The following is a 14,827-nucleotide window of genomic DNA, read 5'->3' as shown; positions in this document are numbered from 1 at the left end:
ACAGAGGGGGGCGCGACAGAACGTCGACTTTGCGGATTGGCGTTCTTTCTTGCTACGCTCGTTGCCCTCCTCCTCGCCACCCCCGCCTCCGCAGCAAAAATCGACGACCAGTTTCACGCCTGGCTGCAAGCCGACCTCTGGCCCGACGCCAATGCCAAAGGCATCTCCAGAAAAACCTTCGACGCCGCCTTCGACGGCGTCAAGCCGAACCTCAAACTGCCCGACCTGGTGATGCCGGGCAAAAAAGCGACGACACCGCAGAAGCAGCATCAGGCGGAGTTCGGTTCGCCCGGCGCCTATTTCGCCGAAAAGACGGTTCGCGCCGTCACATCAGGCGGTCGGTCGCGCGCGGCGGCCAATGCCAGGACGATCGCCGCGATCGAGAAACGCTACGGCGTGCCGGACGAGGTGCTGCTGGCGATCTGGGGCCGCGAGACCGGCTTCGGCGCGGCGAAAATGCCTTACGATGCTTTCGAAGTGCTGGGCACCAAGGCGTTCATGGCGACCAGGAAGGACTTCTTTCGCACCGAGTTGCTCGCAGCGCTCGAGATCGTCGAGCGTGGGCTGGCCCCTGTCAGCGCGATGAAGTCGTCCTGGGCAGGCGCGCTCGGCCAGCCGCAGTTCATGCCGAGTTCGTTCCTGAACCATGCCGTCGATTTCGATGGCGATGGTCGGGCCGACATCTGGAACTCGGTGCCGGACACGCTGGCCTCGATCGCCAACTATCTCGTCCACTATGGTTGGGTGAAGGGCCGCGGCTGGGGTTTCGAGGTGACTGTGCCTGAAACGGTTTCCTGCTCGCTCGAAGGTCCGGACCAGGGCAAGAGGATTTCCGAATGGGCTGATATGGGCATCAAGCGGGTCGCGGCAAAGCCGTTTCCGGCGCGCGAGTTGAAGGCCGAAGGCTTTCTTTTGATGCCGGCCGGCCGTAGCGGCCCGGCCTTCATCGTCACGCCCAATTTCTACGTGCTGAAGCAATACAACACCAGCGATCTCTACGCCCTGTTCATCGGCCACGGCGCTGATCGCATCGCCCATGGCGACAGCAATTTTTCCGGCAGCTGGGGCGCGGTCGGCGGGCTCCACAGGTCGGACATCGCCACCTTGCAGCGCGCACTGGAGGCCGAGGGCTACGATGTCGGCAGCGCCGACGGCCTGCCCGGTTTCAAGACGCGCCGCTCGATCGGCAAGTGGCAGGCCGGGAACGGTCGCGCCGCCACCTGTTTTCCCGACGCCGACTTGGTCACCGCGTTGAAATAGCTGCACTCCGGGTGTCGCGCCACGGCCGTGGTGGCTGCCCGATCTGGTCCAACCAACAGCTTTGCAAATGCTCGTTGCCGTGCTTGAAAGCGCCGGATATGGTGAGGCGGAACTGGGCAAAAATTGCCGCGACAACCGGTCCAGGGGCCATCGTTCGGTTAGAGCGCCGCGCGTCCGTTGGACGCGCAAAGGACGCTCTAAGACTTTGGACTACACATCGTGCTTTCCGAAAATCGATTCCGATTTTCGGGCCGATGTGGCAAAGAACGCTGCAACCCTGAGCCGGGAACTCAGGTCAACAAAACAGGGAACAGTTAAAAATGATGATGGAAAAGTTTGCTCTACGCTCCCGCTTCTTGCTCGCGGGCGCAGCCATGTCCGCGCTGCTTCTGGCCGGCGCGCCTGCCTTTGCCGTGACGCCCGCCGACACGCTGGTCGAGGGTTTCGCGATCGACGACATCATCTCCATGGATCCGGGCGAAGCGTTTGAGCTGTCGACCGCCGAGGTCACCGGCAACACCTACGATCTGCTCGTCCGCCTCGACTTGAGCGATACGTCCAAGGTCAAGGGCGATCTCGCCGAAAGCTGGACGGTCTCCGACGACGGCCTGGTCTATACTTTCAAGCTCAAGCCCGGCCTGAAATTTGCCTCGGGCAATCCGATCACGGCGGCGGACGTCGCCTATTCGTTCGAGCGCGCCATCAAGCTCGACAAGAGCCCGGCCTTCATCATCGGACAGTTCGGCATCAATGGCGACAACGTTGCCGATAAAGCCAAGGCTGTCGATGACACGACGTTCCAGTTCACTGTCGACAAAGCCTATGCGCCGAGCTTCGTCTTGAACTGCCTGTCGGCGACCGTCGCCTCGGTCGTCGATGCCAAGCTCGTCAAGGAGCATGTCGCCGCGGTCACGCCGAGCGCCGACTACAAATACGACAATGACTTCGGCAACGCGTGGCTGAAGACCGGCTATGCCGGCTCGGGCGCCTTCAAGCTGCGCGAATGGCGGGCCAATGAGGTCGTCGTCATGGAGCGCAACGACAATTATCACGGCGAAAAGGCCAAGCTTGCCCGCGTCATCTACCGCAACATGAAGGAAAGCTCGGGCCAGCGCCTGGCGCTCGAGGCCGGCGACATCGACGTTGCCCGCAATCTGGAGCCGAACGACCTCGACGCCATCGCCAAGAATGCCGATCTCACCACCACCAGCGCGCCGAAGGGCACGGTCTATTACATCAGCCTCAATCAGAAGAACCCGAATCTCGCCAAGCCCGAGGTTCGCCAGGCCTTCAAATATCTCGTCGACTATGATGCCTTGAGCTCGACCATCCTCAAGGGCATCGGTGAGATCCACCAGACCTTCCTGCCCAAAGGCGTGCTCGGCGAACTGGACGAGAACCCGTTCAAATTCGATCTCGCCAAGGCCAAGGAACTGCTCGCCAAGGCCGGTCTCGCCGACGGTTTCAGCGTCACCATGGACGTGCGCAACACCCAGCCGGTGACCGGCATGGCGGAATCGTTCCAGCAGACGCTGGGACAGGCCGGCGTCAAGCTGGAGATCATTCCCGGCGACGGCAAGCAGACGCTGACCAAATACCGCGCCCGCAACCATGACATCTATATCGGCCAGTGGGGCCAGGATTATTTCGATCCAAACTCCAACGCCCAGACTTTCGCCAGCAACCCCGACAATTCGGATGAAGGCAAGACCAAGACGCTGGCCTGGCGCAACGCCTGGGACATTCCGGACTTGAGCAAGGAAACCGAAGCAGCCTTGCTCGAGAAGGATCCGGCCAAGCGCGCCGCAATGTACCAGGATCTGCAGAAGAAGATCCTCGAAACCAGTCCTTTCATCATCGTTCACCAGCAGCTGGAAGTGGCCGGCCTGCGCAAGAACCTCAAGGGCTTCGCGCTCGGCCCGAGCTTCGACACCAACTTCGTCGGCCAGATCTCCAAGGAATGATGCCGGCGGACGCGCCGCATGAGCACTGTTGAAAGCGAAGCGACGGCAGGGCGCGGCAGCGCCCGTGCTGTCGCTGTCGCGTCGTCGATCGCCCGCTTCCTGGTCATCGCGGTAACCACCTATCTCGGTCTTCTCGCGGTGACCTTCTTCATCGGCCGGGTGATCCCGATCGACCCGGTGCTTGCGGTGCTCGGCGACCGGGCGCCGGCCAATGTCGTCGAGCGCACACGCCGCGAGATGGGGCTCGACCTGCCGCTGATCGAGCAGTTCTACATCTATGTGAAGAATGCCCTGAACGGCAATTTCGGCACATCGGTGCTGACCACCAATCCGGTGATGACCGACATCCGCCGCGCCTTTCCGGCGACGATCGAGCTGGCGACGCTGGGGACGCTGATCGGTTCGGTGATCGGCGTGCCGCTCGGCGTGCTGGCCGCCGTCAAGCGCGGCAGCATCATCGACCAGATCGTGCGCATCATCGGCCTGGTCGGCTACTCCGTGCCGATCTTCTGGCTGGGATTGCTGGCGCTTGTGCTGTTCTATGCCAAGCTGCAATGGGTGGCTTTTCCCGGCCGCCTCGACATCGTCTACGAATACACCTTCACGCCGATCACCGGCTTCTATCTTCTGGATGCTCTGTGGCAGCGGCAGTGGGATGTGTTTTTCGATGCCTTTCGCCACATCATCCTGCCGGCCTCGTTGCTCGGCTATTTCTCGCTTGCCTATGTCAGCCGGATGACTCGCTCGTTCATGCTGAACGAGCTTGCCCAGGAATACATCGTCGCAGCGCGCGCCAAAGGCCTGTCGGAGACACGCATCATCTGGGGGCACGCGCTGCGCAACGCGGCGGTGCCGATGGTCACCGTGATTGCGCTTTCCTATGCCGGCCTGCTCGAAGGCTCGGTGCTGACCGAGACCGTGTTTTCATGGCCGGGTATCGGCCTCTACATCACCAATTCCCTGCAGAACGCCGACATGAACGCGGTGCTCGGCGGCACCATCGTCATCGGCTCGGTCTTCATCGGCATCAATCTCCTGTCCGACCTGCTCTACCGAGTGCTCGATCCGAGGACCAAAGTGAGATGAGCGCAGAGGCGATACAAAGCCGTCGCGACTGGCTGCTCAGCGAGCGGCCGGCATCGCGCATGCAGGCAAGGCTCGGCCGCGCCTATGTGGCGTGGCGGCGCTTTTCCGCCAACCGGCTGGCGTTTCTCGGCCTGCTCATCATCATCGCTTTGCTGGTGGTCGCGGCCTTTGCCGATGTGCTGGCGCCCTATTCGCCGACAATCGGCGACCTCAAGGGCTCGCGCCTCCTGGCGCCGAGTGCCGAGCATTGGTTCGGCACCGACGACCTCGGCCGAGACATCCTTTCGCGCGTCATCTTCGGCTCGCGATGGACGCTCTACGTCGTCATTCTCGTCGCCGTCATTGCCGCCCCTATCGGCCTGCTGGTCGGCACGGTCGCCGGCTATGCCGGCGGCTGGATCGATGCGATCCTGATGCGCATCACCGACATCTTTCTGGCCTTTCCGAAGCTGATCCTGGCGCTGGCCTTTGTCGCCGCACTTGGCCCCGGCATCGAGAACGCAGTGCTCGCCATCGCCATCACCTCGTGGCCGCCTTACGCGCGCATTGCCCGCGCCGAAACGCTCACCGTGCGCAATTCGGATTACATCAAGGCGGTGCAATTGATGGGTGCCTCGCCGTTCCGCATCGTGCTTCGCCACATCATGCCGCTCTGCATCTCGTCGCTGATCATCAGGGTGACGCTCGACATGGCCGGCATCATCCTGACCGCCGCCGGTCTCGGCTTCCTCGGCCTCGGCGCGCAACCGCCGCTGCCGGAATGGGGCGCGATGATCGCGTCGGGCCGCCGCTTCGTGCTCGACCAGTGGTGGGTGGCCGGTGCGCCGGGCTTTGCCATCCTCATCGTCAGCCTCGGCTTCAACCTGCTCGGCGACGGCCTGCGCGATGCGCTCGACCCCCGGAGTGGTGATCAATGAGTAGCGACCAATGAGCACGCTGCTGGAGGTCGACGATCTGAGCGTCACCTTTCCGACGCGCACCGGCCTGATCGAGGCAGTGCGCGGCGTCTCCTTCTCGCTTGGTCGCGAGCGGCTCGGCATCGTCGGCGAGAGCGGTTCCGGCAAGTCGCAGACCGGCCGCGCCATCATGGGCCTGACCCCGCCGCAGGCCGAGGTCACTGCCAACAAACTTGCCTTCGACGGCATCGACCTGCTTGCAGCGCCGCCCCGCGACCGCCGGGCGCTGCGCGGAAAACGCATCGCCATGATCCTGCAGGATCCGAAATACTCGCTCGACCCGGTGATGAGCATCGGCCGCCAGATCGTCGAGACGCTGCGCACGCATGAGAAGGCCGGCAAGGCCGAAGCCCGCGACCGCGCGCTCGCCATGCTGGAGGCCGTGCAGATCCGTGATCCGGCCCGTGTCTTCGACCTGCATCCGCACGAGGTCTCGGGCGGCATGGGCCAGCGCGCCATGATCGCCATGATGCTGATTGCCGGGCCGGAAATGATGATCGCCGACGAGCCGACCTCGGCGCTGGACGTCACCGTGCAGCTCGACGTGCTCGGCATCCTCGACAAGCTGGTCAGCGAGCGCGGCATGGGGCTGATCTTCATCTCGCACGATCTGCGCCTGGTCTCGTCCTTCTGCGACCGGGTGATCGTCATGTATGCCGGCAAGGTGGTCGAGCAGCTGGCGGCGTCGGAGCTCGGCCGCGCCCAGCATCCCTATACGCGCGGGCTGCTCAACTGCATGCCCAAGATCGGCGCCGACCGCCACCCGCTGCCCGTGCTCGACCGCAAGCCGGAGTGGGCGGCATGACTTCGGCCCTTTCCGTCGACAGGCTGGAGGTGATCTTCGACCGTTTTCGCGCGCTGAAGGGCGTCAGCCTCGACGTGCTGTCAGGCGAATCCTTCGGCCTGGTCGGCGAATCCGGCTCCGGCAAATCGACGCTTCTCAGGGCAATCGCCGGCCTCGCACCGGCCGCTTCGGGCAGCATCACCGTCAACGGAAAAAGACTCGGCGCGCGCCGTGACAAGGCTTTCTATCGTGAGGTGCAGATGGTCTTCCAGGACCCTTACGGCTCGTTGCATCCGCGCCAGACCGTCGACCGCCTGCTGCAGGAGCCGCTCGCCATCCACGGCTTTGCGGATGGTGAGAAACGCATCCAGCGGGCGCTGGACGAAGTCGGCCTAGGGACCGGCTTCCGCTTCCGCTATTCGCATCAATTGTCGGGCGGCCAGCGCCAGCGCGTCGCCATCGCGCGGGCGCTGATCCTCGAGCCGTCGATCCTGCTGCTCGACGAGCCGACCTCTGCACTCGACGCTTCGGTGCAGGCCGAAGTGCTCAACCTGCTGGAAGAGATCCGGCGTCGGCGCAAGCTGACCTTCCTGATGGTCAGCCACGACCTCGCCATCATCACCCATATGTGCGAGCGGCTGATGGTGATGCAGAATGGCGAGGCGGTCGAACACCTCACCGCGGACGATCTCGTCCGGCGTCACGTGACGAAGGACTACACGCGCAACCTGCTCAGGGCGAGCGAAGGGTTTGTGAGGGTGTAGTTTTCTGCGTCGAGCTCCGTCGCGCCCCCCTCCTGCCGGACATCTCCCCCACAGGTGGGGAGATTGGCCGTCATCGATGGCTTCGCCTATCGTCACAGGAGTGAGCGCGGCGCCGAAACCGCAGATCTCCCTCCTTGTGGGGGAGATGTCCGGCAGGAGGGGGGCGCGAAGGAACGCGACGCAATTCGCAAGCGCCCTGTCAGGCCACGCTGCCTGTAGGAACCTCGTCGCCACCGTTTGCGCTCGTGTCGTCTTCCGGCGTCGTCTTAGGCTCCTTGATCCTGAACCACGTCACATAAAGCGCCGGCAAGAACAGCAGCGTGATCGCCGTGCCGGCGATGATGCCGCCCATCATGGCATAGGCCATCGGCCCCCAGAACACTTCGCGCGCGATCGGGATCAGCGCCAGGCTGGCGGCCGCCGCCGTTAGCGCGATCGGCCGCATGCGATGCTCGGTCGCCTCGATGACGGCTGCCCAGCGGTCCTTGCCCTCGGCGACAAGTTGCTCGATCTGCACGATCAGGATGACCGAGTTGCGGATCAGGATGCCGATCAGCGCCAGCACGCCAAGGATGGCGACGAAGCCGAGCGGCGCCCCGCTCGGTACCAGTGCCGCCACCACGCCGATCAGGCCGAGCGGCGCCACCGCCACGACTAGGAACAGACGCTGGAAGCTCTGCAACTGCACCATCAGGATGGTCGCCATGACAAACAGCATCAGCGGCACCACGGCAGCGATCGGCCCCTGGCTGTTGGCGCTTTCTTCGACCGAGCCGGCGGTGGCGATCGAATAGCCCGGCGGCAATTTGGTGATGAAGGCGTCGACAGACGGCTTCAACTCGTTGACCACGGTGGCGGGCAGCACGTCGCCGACCAGACCGGCGCGCACGGTGATGGTCGGGATCCGGTCGCGGCGCCACACCGTCGGCTGTTCGAGCTCGTAGCGGAAGTTCGCCACCGCAGCGAGCGGGATCGCCTCGCCTGTCCCGGTCGGCAACTGCATGTTCTGCAGCGTGCCGATCGAACCCCGTTCGGCCTCGCGCGAGCGGGCCACCACGTTGATCAGATAGGTCGCGTCGCGCACCTGGGTGATGGTGGAGCCACCCACCGTGCTGTTCAGCGCGCTGGCAATGTCCGAAGAGGTGATGCCGAGTTGCCGTGCCTTATCCTGCAGCACGTCGACCCTCAGCACGCGCTCGGGCTCGTTCCAGTCGAAAGTGGGTGCGGCCAGCTTCGGATTGGCGGAAATGATGCCGGCGAATTCCTGCGCCAGCGTCCGTACCGTCTGGACGTCAGGACCGCCGACGCGGTACTGCACCGGCCGCCCGACCGGCGGCCCGAGCTCGAGCGGCTTGACGAAGGCGTCGGTGCCGACGAACTCGTCGCGCAGCAGCTTTTCCAGGGCCGGCTTGACCCGGTTGCGCGCCTCGATGCTCTTGGTGACGATGACGGTCTGGCCGAAATAGGGATTGCCCGGCTGCACATCATAGGTCAGCACGAAGCGAACCGCGCCCTGGCCGATATAGGAGCTGAAGCGGTCGACATCGGAATTGCCGACCAGAGCCCGCTGCTCGAAGCGCTCCATCTGGTCCCGGGTCTCGGCGATCGAGGAGTTCTGCGGCAGGTTCCAGTCGACGATCAGTTCCGGCCGGTCGGATGGTGGAAAGAACTGCTGCTGGACGAGGCCGAAGCCGGCCAGCGAAGCCCCGAACAACAGCACGGTTGCGATGATGGTCAGCCAGTGATGACGCACCGAGCCGACGAGGATGCGTCGGAACAGCGCGGTGAAGCGGCCGGGCTTTTCATGATGCTGCTTCATCGTCGCCGGCAGGATGGTGACGCCGAGCAGCGGTGCAAACAGCACCGCGACGATCCATGACACCAGCAGCGACACGGCGATGACGACGAACAGCGTGAATGTGTATTCGCCGGCGGCGCTGTTGTTGAGGCCGATCGGGATGAAGCCGGCGACCGTCACCAGCGTGCCGGTCAGCATCGGGAAAGCGGTCGAGGTGTAGACATAGGTCGCCGCCTTGCGCAGATTGTCGCCGACTTCCAGCCGCGCCACCATCATCTCCACCGCGATCATGGCGTCGTCGACCAGCAGGCCGAGCGAGATAATCAGCGCGCCGAGCGAAATGCGCTGCAGCGATATGCCGAGATAGGCCATGACCGTGAAGGTGATGGCCAGCACCAGCGGGATCGACAGCGCCACCACAAATCCGGCGCGCATGCCGAGGCTGATGAAGGACACGGCAAGCACGATGGCGACCGCCTCGAACAGGGCGCGGGTGAAGCCTGAAACCGCCTCCTCGACGATGACAGGCTGGTCGGCGACCAGATGCACGCCGACGCCGATTGGCAGGTCGGCCAGCACCTTATTCATCTCCTCGTGCAGGGCCTCGCCGAACTCCAGCAGATTGGCGTTGGGCTTCATGCCGATGGCGAGGCCGATCGCGTCCTGCCCGTTGAAGCGGAACAAGGCCGTCGGCGGGTCGACATAGCCGCGCGAAATCGTCGCCACGTCGCTCAGCCGGAAGAAGCGATCGTTGACGCGCAAATTGATGGCGCGAAGGCTCTCTTCCGAGGTGAACTGGCCGCTCACACGCACGCTGATGCGCTCCGGCCCGGACTGGATGACGCCGGACGGCGTGATCGCGTTCTGCGCCTGCAGGCTGGCCACGATCGCCTGCTGGTTGAGGCCGAGAGCCGCGATCTGGCGGGTCGAGAATTCGAGGTAGATCGCTTCGTCCCGGGCACCGACCAGATCGACCTTGCCGGCATTCGGCACGGCCAGGATCTTTGTCCTGACATCCTCGACATAGTCGCGCAACTGGCGCGGCGTCAGCCCGTCGGCGGTGAAGGCATAGATGTTGCCGTAGACGTCGCCGAAGCGGTCGTTGAAGAACGGTCCCTGCACGCCTTGCGGAAACTGCGCCCAGATGTCGTTGACCATGTTGCGCACCTGCAGCCAGGTCGGCACGACATCGCGCGCCCTGGTCGTCGGCTTCAAGTTGACGAAGATGACGGTCTTGCCGGCGGAGGTGACGGATTTGGTATAGTCGAGGCTGTCGAGCTCTTCGAGCTTCTTCTCGATGCGGTCGGTGACCTGCCGCACCGTCTCGTTGACCGATGCGCCGGGCCAGTTGGCCTGGATGACCATAGTCTTGATGGTGAAGGCGGGGTCTTCCTCTCGGCCGAGATTGAGATAGGCAAAGACGCCGGCCACGACGAAGACCAGCATGAAATACCACACCAGCGAACGATGGCTCAGCGCCCAATCGGAGAGGTTGAAGCCCTTCATGTAGCCCCTCCCTCAGGGATCTTGACCTTCTGTCCCTCGGTCAGGCTGTGGACGCCGGCGGTGACGACGCGCATGCCGGCATCGAGGCCCTCGGCGACGGTGAAGTTGGCGGCACCCTTGGCGGCAATTTTGATGTCGCGGGCACTCACGCTCGACGTCTGCTGGTCGACGATCCAGACTTTTTGTCTGCCGTTCTTCTCCAGCAGCGCCGAAAGCGGCAACTCGATCGTCGGCGCGATCTTGGCCATGCGGGTCGCCGTCACCGTCGAGCCAAGCCTGAATGCCGGCGGCGGATCGATGAGCGTCAGCCGGATGCGGCGCGTTCGGGTCGAACCTTCGGCTTGCGGGGCGATCTCGCGCAGCCTGGCTTCGCTGCGTATCGTCGGCAGCGATTGCAGGATGATCTGGAAGGGCGTGCCGACGGCGAGATCGCCGGTCAACTGGTCGGGAATGTCGACGACTGCTTCACGCGGGTCGGAGCGCGCCACCGTGACGACGGTCTGGCCGGGCGAGACCGTCTGGCCGACCTCGGCGCCGACGGCGGTGACCACGCCATCGAAGTCCGAGAACAACCTGGTATAGCCAAGCTGCTCCTGCGATTTGGCAAGGGCCGCATTGGCCCGCTCGATGCCGGCCGCGGCGGCCTGCCTGGCTTGCTGCGCGGCGTCGAAGACGGCTTGCGAGGTGTTGGCGGCGGCAAGCAACTGGCGCTGGCGCTCCTCGCTGGCGGCGGCGTTGGCAAATTGCGCCTGCGCGTTGGAGAGTTCCGCCTTCGCCGCCTGCTCGGCAAGCTCCAGCGCCGTCGGATCGAGCGCCGCGATCGTCGTGCCCTTGGTGACGATATCGCCGACCTTGACATCGCGGGCGACGACCCGGCCAAGCAGGCGGAAGGCAAGATCGGCGCTGAATTGCGGTTCGACGGATCCGGCGAAGCCGAAGGTCTCTATGGTGCGTGGCTCGACCACCACCGACAGCACCGGTCGGATGATCTCGGGCGGCTTCTCTTCCGATTGCGAGCAGGCGCCGAGCACCAGCCCAAACAGGGCAGGGACAAGCGCGGTAGCGCTGCGCAGGGACCGGTTCATTGCCCCGCTCCCGCTATCTCGACGGTCTGGCCGGGGCTGAGCAACTGGCCGCCGGCGGTGACGACGGTTTGGCCTGCCTCCAGTCCCTTGTCGATGACGACCGAGCCGGATCCAAAGGCAAGCACCTCCACCTGTGCCGTTGTCACTGCCTTGGTCGATTGATCTACGACCCAGACGGCCGGCTTGCCGTCGCTCAAGGTCAATGCCTGCCACGGCAGGATCACTGCTTTCAACGGCTGGGCGCTGACCGAGCCGATGACGGCCGCGCCCAGCGGCATGCCTGCGGGCGTGTCGGGAATGGCGACCTTGACCCGGATCGAGCCTGAAGCCGGATCGACCGCTGGCGAGATTTCGCGCACCTTGCCCATCGCCTTGATCTGCGGATCCGACAACAGTGTGATTGTCACCGCCGGTGCTGCCGGCGTCTTGGCGACCAGCGTTTCCTCTACGTTGAAGACCGCATCGCGGTCGCCGTCCTCGGCAAGGGTGAAGACGGTCTGCGCCGCCTGCACCACCTGCCCTGCTTCGACCTGGCGCACTGTGATCACGCCTGCCGCACCCGCCTTGAGTTCGGTGAAGGAAAGGTTCTCTTTTGCATTGGCGAGCGCGCTTTGAGCGGCATCGACGCTGCCTCGCGCCACCTTCGACGCCTGCTCGGCCGCATCATAGTCGCGCCTGGTGGTGTAGCCCCGGGCAAGCAGTGTCTTTTGCCGTTCGAAGGCAGCGGCGGCCTGGGTCAATTGCGCCTGCGCGGCGTCGAGATCGGCTTGCGCCGAGCGCAGGTCAAATTCCTGTTCCTGTGGATCGATGCGGGCAAGCACGGCGCCTTGATCGACATGCTGGCCGACATCGACAAGCCGTTCGGCGACGCGGCCGCCGACTCGGAACGACAGATTGTTCAGCGTGCGCGCCGCGATCGCGCCGGTGAGCGAAGTCCTTGGCGCATAGTTGGCGATCGCCACCGTCTCGGTGCGCACCATGACCGGCAATTTCTTCGCCGCCGCCTCCTGCTTCTGGCAGCCGGCCAGAAGCAAAGGCAGCGTTGCCATCGCGCAGGCAAGAATTGTGGATACAGGAAAAGACAAATGGCTGGGGGTTTTGACCGATGGCGGCGAGGCGGACGATGTCGCGTTCCTGCTCATGGCTCCCTCAACCGCGCGGGCCGCTCTACGGCAAGACGGCGCGGACAATGGCGAGGATAATTGATCCCCGCGAAAAGGAAACCTCTTCTCGTACGCGTATAGGCGGTTTGTTTAAGCCGCCAGTGAACGCAACGGCAGCAGGCCCAATGGCCCGCCGCCAGTGCCAACTTGAGGAAAACGTGAAATAAGGCCAGAACAATTCCCGGCAGTCATCCAAACAAGAACGGGCGCCGGCCCGGCGAGGGACATCATGAAGAATTCAGCCATCTCCGAACGTAAGAACCAGTCCATCTCTCGCGGCGTCGGCATGACCACGCAGATCTATGCCGACCGCGCCGAAAACTCGGAAATCTGGGATGTCGAGGGCCGTCGCTATATCGACTTCTCGTCCGGTATCGCCGTCGTCAACACCGGCCATCGTCACCCAAAGGTGATCGAGGCGGTCAAGGCGCAGCTCGACCGTTTCACCCATACCTGCCACCAGGTGGTGCCCTATGAGAGCTATGTCAGACTGGCCGAACGGCTGAACGGAATGCTGCCGGGCAAGTTCGACAAGAAGACGATCTTCGTCACCACCGGCGCCGAGGCGGTGGAGAACGCCATCAAGATCGCCCGCAACGCCACCGGCCGCCCGGCGGTCATCGCCTTTGCCGGCGGCTTCCATGGCCGCACCTTCATGGGCATGGCGCTGACCGGCAAGGTCGTGCCCTACAAGGTCGGCTTCGGCGCCATGCCGGCCGATGTCTTCCACGCGCCGTTCCCGGTGGCGCTGCACGGGGTCTCGGTCGCCGATTCGCTGGCCGCGCTCGACCGGCTGTTCAAGGCCGATATCGATCCGGCCCGTGTCGCCGCCATCATCGTCGAGCCGGTGCAGGGCGAGGGCGGCTTCTACGAGGCACCGCGCGACTTCATGACGGCACTGCGCAAGATCTGCGACCAGCACGGCATGCTGTTGATCGCCGACGAGGTGCAGACCGGCTTCGCCCGCACCGGAAAAATGTTCGCCATGGATCACCACGAAGTGGCGCCCGACATCACCACAATGGCCAAGAGCCTGGCCGGAGGCTTCCCGCTGTCGGCGGTCACCGGCCGCGCCGAGATCATGGATGCGCCGAACCCCGGCGGGCTCGGCGGCACCTATGGCGGCAGCCCGATCGGCGTCGCCGCGGCGCATGCCGTGCTCGACGTGATCGAAGAGGAAAAGCTCTGCGACCGCGCCAACACGCTGGGCAACCGGCTGAAGCAGCGGCTGCAATCGATCCGCGACGATGCGCCGGAGATCGTCGATATCAGAGGCCCCGGCTTCATGAACGCCGTCGAGTTCAACGATGTGAAGAAGGGCTTGCCGTCGGCCGAGATCGCCAATGCGGTCAGGCTCAAGGCGCTCGACAAGGGCCTGATCCTGCTCACCTGCGGCGTCTACGGCAATGTCATCCGCTTCCTGGCGCCGATCACCATCCAGGACGGCGTCATGAACGAAGCGCTCGATATCCTGGAAAGCTCGATCCGCGAGGTCCGCGCCGCCTGAGCGGTAATCCTATTCAGCGGCGCGGACAGGCTCTTCCTGCTGGAAGGCGGCGAGCGCCGCCTTCAGTCCGTCGGGCCCGGTCGCGACCATCTGCGGCGTTGGCGAGAAGCCGGCGCCGAGCATCTTGCGGCCAAGCATATGGTCGCCCGGCCGGTTGACCGATTCGATGCCGAGCAGACGATTTCCAGCATAGTGATAGATCGAGAACCTGTTCTCGTTGACCTCGCCCAGCACGACATGGCTGTCGCCGCCCGAAATCAGGCCGACCATCTGCAGCTTCATGTCGCCGATGTCGGACCAGAACCACGGCACCGCCGCGAAGCCGTCCGCATGGCCGAGGATGGTGCGGGCGGCAAGACGCGCCTGGTCGGTCGCATTCTGCACCGATTCCAGCCGCACGTCGCCGCCGGTCAGCCAGTGCCGGTAGGAGGCGGCATCGCCGATGGCGAGGATTTCGGGCATCGAGGTGCGCATTTGCTGGTCGACGCGGATGCCGTTGGCGATGGTGATGCCTGCAGCTTGCGCCAGCTCGACATTGGGCACGACGCCGATGCCGATGATGACCATCTGCGCCGGCAGGCGCTCGCCGTTCGAGCTGACAGCGACCGAGACATGGCCGCTCTCACCTTCGAGCCGCGCAATGGTGGTTCCGGTGAGGATGCGCACACCAGTCGCTTCCAGCCGCTGCCGCACATGGCTCGCGATGATCGGCGCCACCGCCCGGCCAAGCAGCCGGTCGATCGCCTCGACCACGGTGACCTTGCGGCCGGCCGCTTTGAGCGTCGCGGCGATCTCCAGCCCGATGAAGCCGCCGCCTAAGATGACGACATCCTCGCTCTGCGCGCTCAATTCACGGATCAGGCGCGCGTCGGCGAGCGAGCGCGGCGACACAACGCCTGAAAAATCCGAACCCGGCAGCGGCAGGATACGCGGTCGCGAACCGGTCGCCAGGAT

12 protein-coding genes are annotated in these 14,827 nt (G+C 64.4%); 8 read left to right on the top strand and 4 right to left on the bottom strand.

Annotation, left to right across the window (positions count from 1 at the left end; genetic code table 11):
- The 6 genes from EOB36_RS29335 to EOB36_RS29310 all read left to right on the top strand — a co-directional run.
- A partial coding sequence (locus EOB36_RS29335; protein WP_348631843.1) for a lytic murein transglycosylase occupies positions 1–1,260 on the top strand: 1,260 nt, incomplete at its 5' end.
- Between the two features lie 320 nt (positions 1,261–1,580).
- A complete protein-coding gene (locus tag EOB36_RS29330) occupies positions 1,581–3,224 on the top strand; it encodes an ABC transporter substrate-binding protein (RefSeq protein WP_127290221.1) in 1,644 nt (547 codons plus the stop codon).
- Positions 3,225–3,242: 18 nt separating this feature from the next.
- Positions 3,243–4,310: an ABC transporter permease gene (locus EOB36_RS29325; RefSeq protein ID WP_095487821.1), complete on the top strand. Its 1,068-nt coding sequence runs from the start codon at positions 3,243–3,245 to the stop codon at positions 4,308–4,310.
- Positions 4,307–5,227 carry a nickel transporter permease gene (gene nikC / locus EOB36_RS29320; RefSeq protein ID WP_095487823.1) on the top strand — a complete coding sequence of 307 codons (921 nt, stop codon included), beginning with the start codon at positions 4,307–4,309 and terminating at the stop codon, positions 5,225–5,227. Before EOB36_RS29325 ends, nikC begins: the two co-directional genes overlap by 4 nt.
- A 10-nt stretch (positions 5,228–5,237) precedes the next feature.
- Positions 5,238–6,071, top strand: a complete 834-nt coding sequence (locus tag EOB36_RS29315) for an ABC transporter ATP-binding protein (protein ID WP_128286244.1) — start codon at positions 5,238–5,240, stop codon at positions 6,069–6,071.
- Positions 6,068–6,814, top strand: a complete 747-nt coding sequence (locus tag EOB36_RS29310) for an ABC transporter ATP-binding protein (RefSeq protein ID WP_127205373.1) — start codon at positions 6,068–6,070, stop codon at positions 6,812–6,814. Before EOB36_RS29315 ends, EOB36_RS29310 begins: the two co-directional genes overlap by 4 nt.
- 199 nt (positions 6,815–7,013) lie before the next feature.
- Here EOB36_RS29310 and EOB36_RS29300 read toward each other — a convergent pair whose 3' ends face one another.
- The 3 genes from EOB36_RS29300 to EOB36_RS29290 are packed head-to-tail and all read right to left on the bottom strand — an operon-like array spanning position 7,014 to position 12,183.
- Entirely contained in the window at positions 7,014–10,118 is a 3,105-nt protein-coding gene (locus EOB36_RS29300; protein WP_095487826.1) for an efflux RND transporter permease subunit, read from the bottom strand.
- On the bottom strand, positions 10,115–11,203 hold the full coding sequence (locus tag EOB36_RS29295) for an efflux RND transporter periplasmic adaptor subunit (protein WP_164897646.1): 1,089 nt from the start codon (positions 11,201–11,203) through the stop codon (positions 10,115–10,117). Before EOB36_RS29295 ends, EOB36_RS29300 begins: the two co-directional genes overlap by 4 nt.
- Positions 11,200–12,183: an efflux RND transporter periplasmic adaptor subunit gene (locus EOB36_RS29290; protein WP_245329988.1), complete on the bottom strand. Its 984-nt coding sequence runs from the start codon at positions 12,181–12,183 to the stop codon at positions 11,200–11,202. The genes EOB36_RS29295 and EOB36_RS29290 overlap by 4 nt, the downstream gene beginning before the upstream one ends.
- Between EOB36_RS29290 and EOB36_RS35485 the strand changes: the two genes are divergently transcribed.
- Together EOB36_RS35485 and EOB36_RS29285 are read left to right on the top strand one after the other, a co-directional pair.
- Positions 12,182–12,409, top strand: a complete 228-nt coding sequence (locus EOB36_RS35485) for a hypothetical protein (protein WP_245467932.1) — start codon at positions 12,182–12,184, stop codon at positions 12,407–12,409. The genes EOB36_RS29290 and EOB36_RS35485 overlap by 2 nt on opposite strands.
- Positions 12,410–12,595: 186 nt before the next feature.
- On the top strand, positions 12,596–13,873 hold the full coding sequence (locus tag EOB36_RS29285) for a 4-aminobutyrate--2-oxoglutarate transaminase (RefSeq protein WP_095487830.1): 1,278 nt from the start codon (positions 12,596–12,598) through the stop codon (positions 13,871–13,873).
- Positions 13,874–13,882: 9 nt separating this feature from the next.
- Here EOB36_RS29285 and EOB36_RS29280 read toward each other — a convergent pair.
- Positions 13,883–14,827 (bottom strand): FAD/NAD(P)-binding oxidoreductase (locus EOB36_RS29280; protein ID WP_164897645.1); only part of this gene is annotated, 945 nt, incomplete at its 5' end.

The organism is Mesorhizobium sp. M6A.T.Cr.TU.017.01.1.1 (genome assembly GCF_004023115.1).
In the GTDB taxonomy this organism is placed as follows: domain Bacteria; phylum Pseudomonadota; class Alphaproteobacteria; order Rhizobiales; family Rhizobiaceae; genus Mesorhizobium; species Mesorhizobium mediterraneum.
The sequence above is the reverse complement of the archived record's forward strand: the minus strand, read 5'-3'. Positions and strand labels throughout refer to the sequence as shown.